The sequence below is a fragment of the Pseudomonas sp. B22(2017) genome (assembly GCF_002113105.1).
GTDB lineage: Bacteria > Pseudomonadota > Gammaproteobacteria > Pseudomonadales > Pseudomonadaceae > Aquipseudomonas > Aquipseudomonas asiatica.
The window spans coordinates 153,944-168,820 of sequence record NZ_NEJN01000006.1 but is presented as its reverse complement, the minus strand read 5'-3'; the positions used below and the strand labels follow the sequence as shown (position 1 = coordinate 168,820).

General features: G+C 60.0%; 13 protein-coding genes and 1 pseudogene. 9 read left to right on the top strand and 5 right to left on the bottom strand.

What is annotated here, in order from left to right; genetic code table 11:
• Positions 1-7: 7 nt before the first annotated feature.
• From CAG18_RS15290 to leuD, 3 genes are all read left to right on the top strand, one after another.
• Complete coding sequence (locus tag CAG18_RS15290; RefSeq protein ID WP_012053991.1) at positions 8-1,339, top strand: MFS transporter; 1,332 nt, start codon at positions 8-10, stop codon at positions 1,337-1,339.
• A 280-nt stretch (positions 1,340-1,619) separates the two neighbouring features.
• Entirely contained in the window at positions 1,620-3,023 is a 1,404-nt protein-coding gene (leuC, locus tag CAG18_RS15285) for a 3-isopropylmalate dehydratase large subunit (RefSeq protein WP_054572220.1), read from the top strand.
• 6 nt (positions 3,024-3,029) lie between these two features.
• A complete protein-coding gene (gene leuD / locus CAG18_RS15280; RefSeq protein WP_054572219.1) occupies positions 3,030-3,674 on the top strand; it encodes a 3-isopropylmalate dehydratase small subunit in 645 nt (214 codons plus the stop codon).
• Between the two features lie 179 nt (positions 3,675-3,853).
• Here the strand turns inward: leuD and CAG18_RS15275 are convergent.
• A pseudogene (locus CAG18_RS15275) lies at positions 3,854-4,972 on the bottom strand (tyrosine-type recombinase/integrase).
• 104 nt (positions 4,973-5,076) lie between these two features.
• Here CAG18_RS15275 and dusA point away from each other — a divergent pair.
• The 3 genes from dusA to CAG18_RS15255 all read left to right on the top strand — a co-directional run bounded on the left by dusA (position 5,077) and on the right by CAG18_RS15255 (position 9,379).
• Positions 5,077-6,087: a tRNA dihydrouridine(20/20a) synthase DusA gene (dusA, locus tag CAG18_RS15270; RefSeq protein WP_085721137.1), complete on the top strand. Its 1,011-nt coding sequence runs from the start codon at positions 5,077-5,079 to the stop codon at positions 6,085-6,087.
• A 295-nt stretch (positions 6,088-6,382) separates the two neighbouring features.
• Positions 6,383-7,309, top strand: coding sequence for a transaldolase (tal, locus tag CAG18_RS15260; protein ID WP_054572447.1), 927 nt, complete (start codon positions 6,383-6,385; stop codon positions 7,307-7,309).
• Between the two features lie 219 nt (positions 7,310-7,528).
• Positions 7,529-9,379 (top strand): alkaline phosphatase D family protein, encoded by a 1,851-nt coding sequence (locus CAG18_RS15255; RefSeq protein WP_085721136.1) that lies wholly within the window; start codon positions 7,529-7,531, stop codon positions 9,377-9,379.
• A gap of 266 nt (positions 9,380-9,645) precedes the next feature.
• Here CAG18_RS15255 and rssC read toward each other — a convergent pair whose 3' ends face one another.
• A complete protein-coding gene (gene rssC, locus CAG18_RS15250; protein ID WP_013971741.1) occupies positions 9,646-10,128 on the bottom strand; it encodes an anti-sigma factor antagonist RssC in 483 nt (160 codons plus the stop codon).
• Complete coding sequence (gene rssB / locus CAG18_RS15245; RefSeq protein WP_015269551.1) at positions 10,125-11,309, bottom strand: two-component system response regulator RssB; 1,185 nt, start codon at positions 11,307-11,309, stop codon at positions 10,125-10,127. Before rssB ends, rssC begins: the two co-directional genes overlap by 4 nt.
• A 282-nt stretch (positions 11,310-11,591) precedes the next feature.
• On the opposite strand from rssB, the gene CAG18_RS15240 reads away from it, so the two are divergent.
• Complete coding sequence (locus tag CAG18_RS15240) at positions 11,592-11,891, top strand: PilZ domain-containing protein (RefSeq protein WP_085721135.1); 300 nt, start codon at positions 11,592-11,594, stop codon at positions 11,889-11,891.
• A 168-nt stretch (positions 11,892-12,059) separates the two neighbouring features.
• Here CAG18_RS15240 and CAG18_RS15235 read toward each other — a convergent pair whose 3' ends face one another.
• Positions 12,060-12,767: a VacJ family lipoprotein gene (locus CAG18_RS15235; RefSeq protein ID WP_015269550.1), complete on the bottom strand. Its 708-nt coding sequence runs from the start codon at positions 12,765-12,767 to the stop codon at positions 12,060-12,062.
• Between the two features lie 200 nt (positions 12,768-12,967).
• On the opposite strand from CAG18_RS15235, the gene CAG18_RS15230 reads away from it, so the two are divergent.
• Together CAG18_RS15230 and CAG18_RS15225 are read left to right on the top strand one after the other, a co-directional pair.
• Positions 12,968-13,531, top strand: coding sequence for a phosphonoacetaldehyde phosphonohydrolase-related protein (locus CAG18_RS15230; protein WP_085721134.1), 564 nt, complete (start codon positions 12,968-12,970; stop codon positions 13,529-13,531).
• A 122-nt stretch (positions 13,532-13,653) separates the two neighbouring features.
• Positions 13,654-13,917 carry a DUF4404 family protein gene (locus tag CAG18_RS15225; protein ID WP_015269548.1) on the top strand — a complete coding sequence of 88 codons (264 nt, stop codon included), beginning with the start codon at positions 13,654-13,656 and terminating at the stop codon, positions 13,915-13,917.
• Positions 13,918-14,014: 97 nt separating this feature from the next.
• On the opposite strand, the gene queF is transcribed toward CAG18_RS15225, so the two are convergent.
• Positions 14,015-14,845, bottom strand: coding sequence for an NADPH-dependent 7-cyano-7-deazaguanine reductase QueF (gene queF, locus CAG18_RS15220; RefSeq protein WP_085721133.1), 831 nt, complete (start codon positions 14,843-14,845; stop codon positions 14,015-14,017).
• Between the last annotated feature and the right edge of the window lie 32 nt (positions 14,846-14,877).

The window sequence follows — 14,877 nt, the reverse complement described above, 5'->3', positions numbered from 1 at the left end:
ACCCTAAATGTCTATTTCCGTATCCGCGCCTGGCGACGGCATTGCCGCCACCTCCATCGATGAAAAGAAACTAATATCGAAAGTGGCATGGCGCCTGATGCCGCTGATTATGATTTGCTATCTCTTCGCGTTTTTTGATCGAATCAACATCAGTTTCGCGAAGTTTCAACTGCAGGCGGATCTCAGCCTGAGCGACACTGCCTACGGGCTTGGCGCTGGCCTATTTGTTGTGGGTTATGTGTTGTTCGAAGTGCCGAGCAACATGATGCTTTATAAGGTCGGAGCCAGGCGGTGGATCGCCCGGATCATGATGTCCTGGGGCCTTGCTACCGCGCTCATGGTCTTCGTGACAGCAGAGTGGCAATTTTACCTCTTGCGTTTCCTGATCGGTGCCATGGAGGCGGGCTTTGCACCAGGAGTGCTTTACTACCTGACACTTTGGTTCCCGCAACACTACCGAGGCCGTATCACATCCATGCTGTTCTTGGCGTCGGCATTCGCCGGTCTAATTGGAGCCCCCGTTTCCGGCTTGGTGCTGGGCCATATGGATGGACTTTTCGAGATGCGTGGCTGGCACTGGTTGTTCCTCTTAGGTGGACTTCCCTGCATCGCACTGGGCCTGGTTGTTCTCATCACATTGAAAGACCGCATCAGTGACGCTAACTGGTTGAGTTCGGATGAGAAGTCCTACCTGGCTAGCCGGATTGCGAGCCATGAAATGAACAAGCACGAAGGGTCTCTGCTGACGGCGCTGCGCCTCCCGGGATTCCTGATGCTGGCGTTCATCTACTTCCTGATCCAAGTAGCATCTTATGGTCTGAATTTCTGGGCTCCGCAGCTCATTCGTAGTGCTGGCATCGAAAGTGCGACAACCATTGGATTGTTGACTGCTGTGCCTTACGTATGTGGTGCTATCAGCATGGTGCTGGTTGGTCGTTTGTCTGACGCTACGGGCGAACGGAGAAAATTTGTATGTGGCCTGGTAATCATCGGGTCGATCGGCTTCTTCAGCGCGGGTATTTTCGAGGCGCACGTGCTTTACCTCACCGTATCGCTGGCACTTTTGGGCGCAGGTATTATCGCCTCCATTCCAACGTTCTGGTCACTCCCTCCAAAACTGCTTGCTGGGGCAGGGGCGGGAGCTGCTGCGGGAATTGCGCTCATCAACACGATGGGGCAGGTAGGTGGCATTGTCAGCCCTGTAATGGTCGGCTTCATCAAAGACGTTACCGGCAGCACGACACCGGCGCTTTATTTGATCGGTACTACCTGTCTGATTGCAGCAGCGCTATTGATCTGGGCCTTGCCTGAGAGCTTGAGGACTTTGGATAAAAAATGATGATTTTAAGATTGCCATTGCTGGCTTTAGCCTTCTAAGTCCAGGTTCGGGAAAGTTTGAGTAGAGGCTCAGAACTCCTTACGCACGAGCGCTTGCTCAATCAGAAGCTCCCACGTTCTGTAGCATCAAATGTGCATAGGTACTTATGGGCACGGTGTCTCTGTAGGCGCTTACGCCCATTCGTGCTCCCCGCGTTCGCGTATCCGGCTCTGTTTTGCCTCCCCACAATGCAGGGTCAAATGCAGAGTCGGATTCGCTGACCTTTGATAAGAGAAGTACAATGAACCCGATTACCCTCTTCGAAAAACTCTGGCGTCGCCATGCAGTTCTTGATACAGATGATGGCCAGACTTTATTATACATTGACCTGCAGTTGATCAATGAAGTCACAAGTCCGCAGGCGTTCGATGCACTGCGTATGAATGGTCTCAGTCCATGGCGTGTAGATTCTGTGTTGGCTACTGCTGATCATAACGTTCCGACCAAGGATCGGCCTAAAGGCATTACGGACGATATTGCTCGTCGTCAAGTTCAGGCACTTGAGCGAAACTGCGAAGAATTCAACCTCACGCTTTTCGGTATGGACGATCATCGTCAAGGGATTCTCCATGTGATTGGCCCTGAGCAAGGGGTTACCCTTCCTGGAATGTCGATCGTGTGCGGCGACTCTCACACAACGACCCATGGTGCATTTGCTGCACTCGCTTTTGGTATTGGTACGTCGGAAATTGAGCACGTTCTGGCCACACAATGCCTTTCGATGAGAAAGCTTAAAAGCATGCGTATCACCATCGAGGGCGTGCTTAATCCCTACATAACGTCTAAGGATCTCGCATTAGCACTAATCGGCAGAATAGGTACCGCCGGAGCGACGGGGTATGCCATTGAGTTTGCAGGTTCCACGGTCGAGCGCATGACGATGGAAGCACGCATGACATTGTGCAACCTGGCAATCGAGGCAGGCGCGCGTTGTGCCATGGTGGCATTCGACGATACGACAGCTGCGTACATCCGAGGAAAGCCGATGGCACCGACGGGGCAGCGGTGGAACGACGCCGAACGCTATTGGCGTACCCTCAGCAGTGATGACGGGGCGGTCTTCGACGCAGAGGTCCATATGGATGCGAGCGCTATCAGACCGCACGTTACGTGGGGAACCTCTCCGGAAATGGTCGTGGATATCAACGGACGCGTTCCATCCCCGCAGGAAGAACTTGATCCAGTTAAACGACAAAGTATTGAGCGCGCCTTGAAGTACATGGATTTAGAGCCAGCGACGGCAATCAAGGACATCTTTCTGGATAAAGTTTTCATTGGGTCGTGTACAAACTCCAGGATCGAAGATCTTCGTCTAGCTGCGTCCGTTGTCGCAGGAAAAAAGGTAGCATCGAATATTAAGCAAGCGCTAGTAGTTCCGGGCTCTGGCTTGATCAAAAAACAGGCCGAATCGGAAAAGCTTGATCGTATTTTCATTGATGCCGGCTTTGAGTGGCGGGACGCTGGATGTTCGATGTGTCTGGGCATGAACGAGGACAGGCTGACCGCTGGCGAACGTTGCGCATCGACGTCAAACCGGAATTTTGAAGGGCGTCAAGGCCCTGGTGGTCGGACTCATCTTGTCAGTCCTGCAATGGCAGCTGCTGCAGCAATCGCCGGTCACTTTGTCGATATTGGAGAGGTATAAGCCACTATGCAACCATTCACTTTCCTAAAAAGTAAGGTTGTTCCGTTGGATCGCGCCAATGTGGACACTGACGCTATTCTGCCAAAGCAATTCTTGATGATTATCGAGCGCAGTGGTTTTGGCCAGCATCTTTTTGACGAGTGGCGTTATCTTGACCATGGAGAACCCTATCAGGACTGTTCAAAGAGGCCGCTCAATTTGAGTTTTCCGTTGAACCAGCCACGCTTTGAAGGCGCTGGGGTTCTTTTGACTCGGGGTAATTTTGGTTGTGGTTCTAGCCGGGAGCATGCTCCTTGGGCTCTACATGACTGGGGAATTAGGGCGATCATAGCACCGAGTTTTGCTGAGATTTTTTATGGGAACTGCTTCAAAAACGGGATTCTACCCATCGCGCTGGACGAGGCTACCGTCGAAAATTTATTCGTCGCAGTGGAGCACCTACCAGGTTATCAACTTAGCATTGACCTTGAGAAACAAGAGATCCTAGACGACCAAGGCAGCCGCGTTCCGTTTGATGTCGACCCGTTCCGAAAACACTGCTTACTGAATGGTTTGGACGAAGTCGGTATGACGTTACGCAAGGCGGATGCTATTCGGCAATTCGAGAAAACGCGAATAGACTTGGAGCCATGGCTTTACGAGCGGTTTTAGCTTTGAATTGCGCCCCAACCGCAAAAAAGCTTATGGCTTTCTGAATCGCCGGTGGTTCCGTAGACACGTCGAACGGCTGCTATGGGTCGAGAGCAGCCGTTCGCGACTGACCGCAATCGACACACAGCCGATGCCTACCCCTCTAAGCGCATATAGAGCTAGCATCGTTATCCACCCGCCTACTCAGCCCGGGCGCCGAGTTTAACCGGTGCCTGAATGATCCGATCCAGCCACTTCCAACCTTTATACCCATCCCCGCGCCCACGCAAATGGGTATATCGCCGCAGCGAGTTCCAATCACGGTGACCAGATACGCTTGAAACCCTGGGTATGTCCCAGTCCATTTCAAACAACCGACTCACCCCTTCGTGACGCAAGTCGTGGAAGTGCAGGTCCTCTATCCCTTTCATCTTGCATGCCTTCGACCAGGCTGTGCCGATTGAATCAGTGTTGTAGGGGAATATCTCGCGACACTCTCGGGGCATGCTCTGCACAATGATCCACGCCTCATCCGGCAAGTAACACCAGACATCGTTGCCGATCTTCTGACCGGTTTTTTTCATGTCCCGCACCTTCACTGCCTGCCGGTGCTCATCCAGATCTTCCCACCGTATGCGTGTGATCTCGTCCATTCGGCGGGTCGAAAAAATCGCGAACGCTACTACCTTCGGCATGTGGATGACGCTTGAACGCCGCTGCAACATCTCGAAGAAGTGCTCTATCACCTTATCTATCTCATCCAACGTAGGACGCCGATCCCGCTCGGCTCTTCAGGTTGTAGCCGAGCTTCTTCAGCACGAGGCGCGCATCTGGCATGGCTTGCGCGTTAATCTCATACCCCCACGCCGCCCTGGCCAGGGACAGCACCGATCCCAGGTGCGCCAGGTCATTGCCGGCCGTCTGCGGTTTAATGCCTCCACCTTCAGGACTCATGCGCCAGAGCGCGTAATCCACCAGCACCTGCTGTGTGAGGTCCGAATCCACCTTCTCGCCCAAGTGGCTGTTCTTGATGGCATTCAACGTTCGCCGCTTCGTCTCACCCAACGGCCGGGCTTTTCGGCTTCGACCAGGTAGCGCTCGATCATGTCCTTGACCGTGTGCCCCTTGCGGCTGGCCCGCTCGATAGCGCCAGGTACCGCCAATTCGGTCTCCCGTCGCTTCGCCCAGGCTTCAGCAGCCTGCTTGCGGGCGAATGTCTGGGCTTCTTGGTAAACTATGACACCCTTTTTCTTGAGGCGGATCTGGACGGTGTAGTTGACCGTCCCATCGGCCTCTTTCCTTGCTCTGATCGTTGCCATGATTTTCGGTGGTACAAGCGTGATTGGCGGTGGTACCTCGGACCACTGTCACACTCAAAACGCCCAAAAACCCCAAAAAACGGCACAAAAATGCGTAGACCAGAATGCCCCTAGAATCAGCTTCAAAGCCACAAACCACGCGCCCTGAGCCCTCTCGTCGCTTCAGCGTTGCACCGATGATGGACTGGACAGACCGCCACTGCCGGTTCTTCCTGCGCCTGCTCTCCAAAAACACCCTGCTCTACACCGAAATGGTCACCACCGGTGCCCTGCTGCACAACGACGCCCACCGTTTCCTGCGCCACGACGTCTCCGAGCACCCGCTGGCCCTGCAACTGGGCGGCAGCGTGCCGGCCGACCTGGCCGCCTGTGCCCGCCTGGCCGAGGAGGCTGGCTACGATGAGGTCAACCTCAACGTCGGCTGCCCGAGTGACCGGGTGCAGAACAACATGATCGGCGCCTGCCTCATGGCCCACCCGGCGCTGGTGGCCGATTGCGTGAAAGCCATGCGTGACGCGGTGTCGACCCCGGTGACGGTCAAGCACCGCATCGGTATCAATGGCCGCGACAGCTACGCCGAGCTGTGCGACTTCGTCGGCCAGGTGCGCGAGGCAGGTTGCCAGAGCTTTACCGTGCATGCGCGCATCGCGATCCTGGAAGGTCTGTCGCCGAAGGAGAACCGTGAGATTCCGCCGCTGCGCTATGACGTGGCGGCGCAGTTGAAGGCGGACTTCCCGGACCTGGAGATCGTGCTCAACGGCGGGATCAAGACCCTGGACGAGTGCCAGGCACACCTTGAAACCTTCGATGGGGTGATGCTGGGGCGTGAGGCGTACCACAACCCTTACTTGCTGGCCGAGGTGGACCAGCAGTTGTTCGGCAGCGAGGCGGTAGTGGTCAGCCGCAGCGAGGCACTGGCGCAGTTGCGGCCTTATATCGTCGCGCACATGGAAAATGGTGGCGCGATGCACCACGTTACCCGGCATATCCTGGGGCTAGCCCAAGGGTTCAAGGGGGCGCGGCGCTTCCGTCAGCTGCTGTCGGCGGATATCCATAAGGCGGCGGAGCCGCTGGCGGTGTTCGACCAGGCGGTGGAGCTGTTGCAGGGGCGGTAACCCGGCCCAAGCATCTCACGCGGTCGGGTGTAGGAGCGGCCTTGTGTCGCGAAAGGGCTGCAAAGCAGCCCCAGGGCTTCAGCGCTGGTGCACAAATTGCCAGGGCTGCTTTGCAGCCCTTTCGCGACACAAGGCCGCTCCTACAAGGGGTCGCGACAGCTTCAGAAGTGTGCATACGGAACCTCGGGGCCGCTTGCGACTCGAATCCTCACCTTTCGCACCGCGCTTCGCGAGCCCTTGAGTGGCCGTCGGGGCTCGGGTAATGTCGAGTCATTGCACAGGACAGAGCACGCCCATGACCTCCAAGCTGGAACAACTCAAGCAGTTCACCACCGTGGTCGCCGACACCGGGGACCTGGACGCCATCACCCGCCTGAAACCGGTCGATGCCACCACCAACCCGTCGCTGTTGCTCAAGGCGGCGGCCATCCCGGGTTACGCCGAGCTGCTCAAGCAGGTGAAGGCCGATGCCAAGGGTAATGTCGACCTGGCCTGCGACAAGTTCGCGGTGGCCGTGGGTTCGGGCATCCTCAAGGTCATCCCGGGTCGTATCTCCACCGAGGTCGATGCCCGCCTGTCGTTCGATGAACCCGCGCTGCTGGCCAAGGCGCGCAAGCTGATCGAGCTGTACGAAGCCGCCGGCGTTGGCCGCGACCGCGTGCTGATCAAGCTGGCCTCCACCTGGGAAGGCATCCGCGCCGCCGAGAAGCTGGAGAAGGAAGGCATCCAGACCAACCTCACCCTGCTGTTCTCCTTCGCCCAGGCCCAGGCCTGCGCCGATGCCGGGGTGTTCCTGATTTCGCCGTTCGTGGGCCGTATCTACGACTGGTACAAGAAGAGCACCGGCCAGGAATACGTGGGCGCCGAAGATCCGGGCGTGCAGTCGGTCACTCGCATCTACAACTACTATAAGGCCAACGGCTACGGCACCGTGGTGATGGGCGCCAGCTTCCGCAATATCGGCCAGATCGAACAGCTGGCCGGCTGCGACCGCCTGACCATCAGCCCGGAACTGCTGCAGCAGCTCAGCGATGACCAGGGCGACCTGCCACAGGTGCTTAAGCCGGGCAATGCCGGCGAGCCCAAGCAGCAGCTGAACGAAAGCCAGTTCCGCTGGGCGATGAACGAAGATGCCATGGGTACCGAGAAACTGGCCGAGGGCATTCGCCAGTTCGCACGGGACCAGGAGAAGCTGGAGAAGTTGATGGCTGAAAAGGCCTGATACATTTCAGGATTGCCTGACGGGCGGGAAGTGTTCAGCATTTTCCGCCCGTTTTTCGTCTGGCCCCATCAAGTGCCGGGCTTTAGCAGTTTGTTGAATTCAATGGCCCTATCGCCGGCAAGCCAGCTCCCACAGTTACTGCACAGCCTTCGAGATCAGCGCTGTACCTGTGGGAGCTGGCTTGCCGGCGATAGGGCCGGTTAGCCCTCAGAGCTGTCGATGACCTCCTCTACCCCATTGCCCCTCGTACTCGCCGGCCCGGTACTGCGCCGCCTGGAACCCCAACGCCTGACCATCTGGCTGGTCGCCACGCAACCGCTGCAAGCCGAATTCATCTTCCCGGCAAGCGAGGCCCAGGTCGATTGCCAGGTGGTCGCGGTGGGCCAGCACGCCTTCATCCACCTGCTGGACATCCACTTCGCCCAGCCGCTGCCCTGCAACCAGTTGCTCGACTATGACCTGCTCATCAACGGCCAGGGCATCGCCGGCTGGGCGCCGCACCTGCTCTACCCCGGCGCCCGGCGCCCAAGCCTGGTGCTGCGTGATCGGCTCGACCACCTGCTGCACGGTTCCTGCCGCAAGCCGCATTTTCCGGCCGCCGATGGCCTGCTCTGCGCCGACCGCCTGCTGCAGGCCTGCGAAAGCCCCGCGGACCGCCCCGCCGTGCTGCTGATGACCGGCGACCAGGTCTATGCCGACGACGTCGCCGGCCCGATGCTGCGCGCCATCCACAGCCTGATTGCGCGCCTGGGCCTGTTCGACGAGCAACTGGAGGGCGCGGTGGTGCCCGACAGCCAGGCGCTGTACCAGCACCCAGCCTGCTATTACCACCGCGCCGATTTGCTGCCGGCGCAGGAACGCAACGAAACCCTGCGCGAACGCTTTTTCGGCGGCAAGCGCAAGCCGATCTTCTCCTCCAGCAACGCCGACAACCATCTGGTGACCTTCGCCGAGGTCATGGCCATGTACCTGCTGGTGTGGTCACCGGTGCCCTGGCAGCTGGTGAACCTGGACATGCCCAACGGGCTCACCGCCCCGCGCCAGGCCCGTTACCGGCAGGAGCTGCCGCTGATCCAGGCGTTTGCCGACAACCTCGGCCAGGTAGCACGAGTGATGGCCCACCTGCCGTGCCTGATGATCTTCGACGACCACGACATCACCGACGACTGGAACCTCTCGGCGCTGTGGGAAGAAACCGCCTACGGCCACCCCTTTTCGCGGCGGATCATCGGCAATGCCTTGCTCGGCTACCTGCTGTGCCAGGCCTGGGGTAACGACCCGCAGGGTTGCAAGCCCCTGGTCGGGCAATGCCAGGCGTTGAACAGCCAGACCCAGGATGAGCTGATCGGCGCACTGCTGCGCTTCCAGGGCTGGCAGTTCAGCCTGCCCACCAACCCACCCTTGCTGGTGCTGGACACCCGCACCCGCCGCTGGCGCAGCGAAAGCAGCCTGGCCAAGCCGTCCGGCCTGCTCGACTGGGAGGCGCTGAGCGAGTTGCAGCAAGCACTGCTGGACCACCCGTCGGCGATCATCGTGTCGCCTGCGCCGATTTTTGGCGTGAAGCTGATCGAGACGGTGCAGAAGTTGTTCAGCTGGCTGGGCTACCCGCTGCTGGTGGATGCCGAGAACTGGATGGCCCACCGCGGCGCAGCGCAGGTCATCCTCAACATCTTCCGCCACTCGCGCACGCCGGGGCACTACGTGGTGCTGTCCGGCGATGTGCATTACTCGTTCGTCTATGAAGTGCTGATCCGCCACCGCCAGCGCAGCCCGCACTTGTGGCAGGTGACCAGCAGCGGGATCAAGAACGAATTCCCGCGGCGCCTGCTGGATGTGCTCGACCGGCTCAACCGCTGGCTGTATGCGCCACGCTCGCCGCTCAACTGGTTTACCAAGCGGCGGGAAATGGAGGTGGTGCCGCGTACGCCCAGCCATAGCAAGGCTGGCGAGCGGTTGTGGAATGGTGCGGGGTTGGGGCAGGTGTTCTTCGATGAACAGGGGCGGCCGGCGCGGGTGTATCAGCTGGATGCGGGTGGGGGTGAGGCTACCGAGTTTGCGCGGCAGGGGTGATCAGGCAGGTAATGCTTGTGTTGGTCTTGCCGGCCTCTTCGCGGGTAAAACAGCTCCCACAGGGGCAACACAGGTTTCGAATGCAACGCAGTACCTGTAGGAGCAGCCTTGTGCTGCGAAGAGGCAGGTATGACAAAAGATATTCTGTGGCAGTGCTGGCCTCTTCGCAGCACAAGGCTGCTCCTACAGGTGAGTGCATGACTCAAGACCGGTGCATAACCTGTGGGAGCGGGTTTACCCGCGAAGAGGCCGGTGCAGGCTGAAGATCAGGTCCGCTCCAGCGCATTGACCAGGTCATGGAAGGCTTCGCGGTTGGAGTCGTTCAGGCCCATGAGGATCTTGTGCGCCTCCAGCACCTTGGAGCGCACCACGTCTTCGTTCTGGTCCTGGGATGGCAGGTCGGTCAGGCATTCCGGACACGGGATCGGCCGATCGACGATGTTGAACACCTGATCGAAGCCCATCGACTGCAACAACCGGGAAATGTCCGGGTTGGTGGTGACCACGGTCGGCAACAGGCCCACCTTCTGGCGCGACAGGATCGACAGCTTGGCCAGCAGGCCCAGGGTGGTGCTGTCGATGCTCTCGGTTTCGGTCAGGTCGATGACAATCGCCGAGAAGTTCAACGCGGTGAAAATCTTCTCGATCGTCGCATCCAGCGCCGAACACAGGGTCAGGCGCACTTCACCGACGAATTTCAGGACGAAGGTACCGCTCTGCTCGGCGAACTGGATTCTACCGGTACTCATTGAAGGTTCCTGCTCAACACCAATAGGGCGATATCATCCGGCATCTCCCCAAGCGTAGCCAATCCGAATCGTTGACGCAGCCCATCCAGGCTGCCACCTGCTGCCCTGACGATTTCCGGCAGGGCGGTTTCTTTATCTTTGAGCGTATCACCCGGCAAAAGGTCCAGAATGCCATCGGACATCAGGCTGAGGCTGAACTGCGGTGGCAGCTCCACCACCAGGTCCTGGTAGGTGGCCTCATCGAACAGCCCCACCGGCAGGCCGCGGCCTTCAAGGTAGCGGGTGTGCTCGGGGGTGTGCAGCACCGGCAGCGGCAGATGGCCGCCAACGGCGTAGGTCAGCAGGCCGGTGTCTTCATCGATCACCCCGCCAACCATGGTCACGTGCTTGCCCAGCTTGCAGTTGATCAGCCCGCGGTTGATGTGGCTGAGCACCTGCGAGGGTTTGAACTCGCGCATCTTGCTGCCGCGCTTGAATTCGAACAACAGCCGCGTGGTCATGAACTTCAGCAGCACGGTGACGAACGCTGACGACGCGCCATGCCCGGAGACGTCGGCGAGATAGAAAGCGATGCGCCGTTCGTCCACCCGGAAGTAATCGGCAAAATCACCCGACAGGTACAGCGACGGGATGATCTGGTGCTCGAAGGCGAACTCGCCGGCCACCCAAGGGCTCTCCGGCAGCATGTTCATCTGCACCTGGCGACCGGCGGTCTGGTCCTCCTGCAGCAGGTGCAGGCTGGCTTCCAGTTCGCGGTTGGCGGCTTCGAGCTTGTCGCGGTAGCGCTGGTTTTCCAGCACCAGGCGCGAGCGGTCGAGGGCGCGGCGCACCGAATGCTCGAGCACGGCCAGGTCTTCCAGCGGCTTGATCAGGTAGTCGGCAGCGCCCAGGCGCAACGCTTCCACCGCATCACTCATGACGCCGGCACCGGACACCACGATCACCGGTAACTGCGGGGCGCGCTCGCTGACCTGGCGGATCAGTTCGAGGCCGCCCATCTGCGGCATGCGCAGATCGCAGATCACGAGGTCGGGCTGGTGTTCTTCGAAGACCTGAAGCCCCTGCTGGCCATTGCCGGCCTGGAGGACGCTGAAGCCACTGTCTTCAAGATAGGCGGCGAGGCTTGCACGGACCACGTCGTCGTCATCGATGATCAGCAGCGTTGCACTGGTTTTCTGCATGTGGGCGAACGGCGCCGATTTAGGTTGGTGCAGCGGTGTCGGCAAGGCAGACGGCCAGCTACGGGAATTCTTTGTGGTCACACTCTACTTTGAGTTGTAGGACAAGATCACCTGCCCGGCAACTGTCCGGCAACTGTGAGAGCTACCTTGTAAGGCGCAGACGGTACTCCCATCCGGCAGGCGTTTCAAGCATGCAAGGGTCGACCTCGGCGCACTTTACAGGGCAAATCACCGGGAGTTATAAGAAAGTCGACCAGCGCAACCCGATGGGAAGGATGCAGCATGCCCCACACGCCCTCCAGCCATGGCGAGAAACGCGATTTCATCCGCATGCGTGTCGACACCGAGGTCAGCCTGCTGCACGAAGGCCAGGTGATCGCGGCAGTGTGCCTGGACCTGTCCAGCGGCGGCATGCAGGTGCAGGCACCGCAGCGCTTCCAGGTGGGAGACCATATCGAGGTACGGATCGAGTCCGACCACCCGGCGCTGAAGGGGCTGCACGCCAGCACCGAAGTGGTGTGGATTGCCGACCAGCCGGGCGGGCAGCAGAAGTTCGGGTTGCGGATTGTGGCGATGCATTGATGGCCCTGCTGGCCCCCCCCTGTAGGAGCGGCCTTGTGTCGCGATGGGCTGCGCGGCAGCCCCCCGGATTCAGCTTCGCCGCATGAGTTGCCGGGGCCGCTTTGCGGCCCTATCGCGACACAAGGCCGCTCCTACACGGGGACTGCACAGGACCAAGCACGTGCAGGATCAGAAGTCGTCTTCGACCTCGCCATCCTTGACCTTGAACTCGCGGTTCTGCAGGTAGGCGTTGCGAATGAAGATGTACTTGTCACCCTGGATCAGCTTCTCTGCCGACAGCAGGTCGGCGCGGGTGTCGATGATGTCGAGGGCAAAGATCGAATTGCGCGTCGGCACATGGTCGATGTAGCGGTAGGGTTTGGTGTAGGTATCCGGGTACTTGGCCACGCCGTCACGCACGGTGCTCGGGCCCAGCAGCGGGATGACCACGTACGGGCCGCTCGGCACGCCCCAGTAGCCGAGGGTCTGGCCGAAGTCCTCGTCGTTGCGCTGCAGGCCCATCTTGGTACCCACGTCGAAGAAGCCGCCCAGGCCGAAGGTGGTGTTGACGATCAGCCGCGCAGTGTCCACGCCCGCCGCATGGGGCTTGAACTGCAGCAGGTCGTTGGCCAGGTTGGTCACGTCGCCCAGGTTGCGGAAGATGTTGTGGATGCCATCCTCGAGGAACTGCGGGGTGACCGCCTGGTAGCCCTTGGCCAATGGCTTGAGGGCATAGGTGTCGAGGGTATCGTTGAAACGGAAGATCGGGCGGTTGACCGCTTCCCAGGGATCTTCCTCGGTGGCTGCCTGAGTGGCTGCCACGGGCGCCAGCAGCATGCTGGCGCAGACACAGGCCTGGGTGACTCGTTCGATCACACTGGCACCGATCCTACGCATAGGTGTTTCTCCATCGAATTTCTCGGCCGCAAGCGCAAACGGGTGCGCTGCTGTACGGCGGCAGTATAGAGGCTTGCGGGCTGATAAACAGCTTTACACATCTCTGCTCAATATTTTGTGAACAACTGTTGCGCGGTGCCGGTTGTCACAGGGCGGTAACAATCGCCGAATAGCCTGCGGACTATTTGAGGGAAGTTGCCATGGACAATGCACCCGCCTTCACCGCTGTGCTATTCGGCTTGCGCGGCTGCCTGGTGCAAGCCGCCAACGGTACACCCTCGCCCGCCCCCGGCGCGCTAGCCACCCTCGCCAGCCTGCGCCAGCGCCAGGTGCCGTGCATCTGGCTGGACGACCTCGACGCCCCCCAAAGCAAGCGCCTGGCGCACGTACTGCCCGCCTGGCTGCCGGGGCATTCGGTGAACGGCGTGCGCTGGCCGGCGCCGAACGCCTGTTGGCAGGCCCTGATGACGCTGGACAGCGAACGCCTGGACGGCTGCGTGCTGGTCAGCGGCGACCCACGCCTGCTGCAATCTGGTCTGAACGCGGGGCTGTGGACGGTGGGGCTGGCTGCCTGCAGCCCGTTCTGCGACCGCAGCTCGCGGCAATGGCAAGCCTTGACCCCGCAGGAGCAGGACCTGGCCCGTGGCAAGGCGACGCTGGAACTGTTCAGCCTGGGCGTGCACTCGGTCATCGACCACCTGGAAGCGCTGGACACCTGCCTGCAGGACATCGCCCAACGCCGGCGCAAGGGCGAAAAACCCTGATACAGCACCGTTGACGCGGATCATGCAAAGCATCGGCAGGTGGATTACGCTGAAGACAGGCCAGAACCTTTGCCGCTTCGCTGAGGTCCATGGCTTGCCAAGCCATTTATGGAGAACTGCCAATGCCTGCCCGCGAATTGCAAGAGCGCCTGAACAGCTTGCGCGAGCAACTGGACCGCAACGTGCCGCTTTCGGACGAGGAACTGGCCGCGCTGCACGAAGAAGCGCGCCAGATCGAGGCGCAACTGAAGCTTGAGGAAGCCACGCCAGACCATAACCTGGTGGACGGCGTGAACCTGGCGATCGAACGCTTCGAGGCCGACCACCCCGACCTCACCGCTACCCTGCGCAGCATTGCCAACTCGCTGCACAGCATGGGGATCTAGAAATAGCCGGGGCTGCTCCTACAAGGGTTATGCGTTTCCCTGTAGGAGCAGCCTTGTGCTGCGAATGGGCCGCAAATCGGCCCCGGCGTACTTGAACTTACTGCCGAACCAGGCGCTTGTTGTCCGGGCTGATCGCCCCCGTGCTGCGGTAAGGGTTGATATCCAGCCCACCCCGGCGCACATAGCGCGCATACACCGTCAAATGCTCCGGCTGCAGCAGGTTCTTCAAGTCCAGGTAGATCCGCTCCACACACTGCTCGTGGAAGTCGGCATGCTGGCGGAAGCTGATCAGGTAGGTCAGCAGGCTGGCATGGTCCAGTGCCCTGCCCTTGTACTCGACCACCACGCTGCCCCAGTCCGGCTGGCCGGTGACCGGGCAGTTGGACTTCAGCAGGTGGCTGTGCAGGGTTTCTTCCACCTGCCGCTCCGGGTTGCAGTGCAGCAGCTCTGGCTGTGGCTGTTCGTAGTTGCTGATGGCAACGTCCAGCGCATCGATGCACTGCCCCGGCAACGCCACCACGCCTTGGGCCTCGACCTCGGCCAGGGTGCGCACTTTCACGCCCACCGGCTTGCCGGCGGCGGCGGACAGGTCTTTCTCCAGGCACGCCTGCAGCTCGCCAAGCGAGGCGAACACCGTCTGGTTCAACGAGTTCAGATACAGCTTGAACGACTTGGACTCGATGATGTTCGGCGAATCGGCGGGGATAGCGAACTCGCCGATCGCCACCACCGGCTTGCCCGAAGGCAGCAGCCAGCTCAGCTCGAAGCAGTTCCAGTAATCCACACCCTGCCACGGCAAGGTCTGGGCGGTAACGCCCAGCTCGGCCCACTTGGCGGTACGCGGGATCGGGAACAGCAGCTCCGGGGAATAGGTGGCAATGTATTCGCTGGATTTGCCCAGCGGGGAATGTTCGGCAGCGGGATGCATGGAAACTGACCTGAAGGTTCGAAATTGCCCCT

What these genes read in the sequence shown, in the direction of transcription:
- CAG18_RS15290 (WP_012053991.1), top strand. Translation starts at nt 8, where the DNA reads ATGTCTATTTCCGTATCCGCGCCTGGCGACGGCATTGCCGCCACCTCC.
- leuC (WP_054572220.1), top strand. Translation starts at nt 1,620, where the DNA reads ATGAACCCGATTACCCTCTTCGAAAAACTCTGGCGTCGCCATGCAGTT.
- leuD (WP_054572219.1), top strand. Translation starts at nt 3,030, where the DNA reads ATGCAACCATTCACTTTCCTAAAAAGTAAGGTTGTTCCGTTGGATCGC.
- dusA (WP_085721137.1), top strand. Translation starts at nt 5,077, where the DNA reads ATGCCCCTAGAATCAGCTTCAAAGCCACAAACCACGCGCCCTGAGCCC.
- tal (WP_054572447.1), top strand. Translation starts at nt 6,383, where the DNA reads ATGACCTCCAAGCTGGAACAACTCAAGCAGTTCACCACCGTGGTCGCC.
- CAG18_RS15255 (WP_085721136.1), top strand. Translation starts at nt 7,529, where the DNA reads ATGACCTCCTCTACCCCATTGCCCCTCGTACTCGCCGGCCCGGTACTG.
- rssC (WP_013971741.1), bottom strand. Translation starts at nt 10,128, where the DNA reads ATGAGTACCGGTAGAATCCAGTTCGCCGAGCAGAGCGGTACCTTCGTC.
- rssB (WP_015269551.1), bottom strand. Translation starts at nt 11,309, where the DNA reads ATGCAGAAAACCAGTGCAACGCTGCTGATCATCGATGACGACGACGTG.
- CAG18_RS15240 (WP_085721135.1), top strand. Translation starts at nt 11,592, where the DNA reads ATGCCCCACACGCCCTCCAGCCATGGCGAGAAACGCGATTTCATCCGC.
- CAG18_RS15235 (WP_015269550.1), bottom strand. Translation starts at nt 12,767, where the DNA reads ATGCGTAGGATCGGTGCCAGTGTGATCGAACGAGTCACCCAGGCCTGT.
- CAG18_RS15230 (WP_085721134.1), top strand. Translation starts at nt 12,968, where the DNA reads ATGGACAATGCACCCGCCTTCACCGCTGTGCTATTCGGCTTGCGCGGC.
- CAG18_RS15225 (WP_015269548.1), top strand. Translation starts at nt 13,654, where the DNA reads ATGCCTGCCCGCGAATTGCAAGAGCGCCTGAACAGCTTGCGCGAGCAA.
- queF (WP_085721133.1), bottom strand. Translation starts at nt 14,845, where the DNA reads ATGCATCCCGCTGCCGAACATTCCCCGCTGGGCAAATCCAGCGAATAC.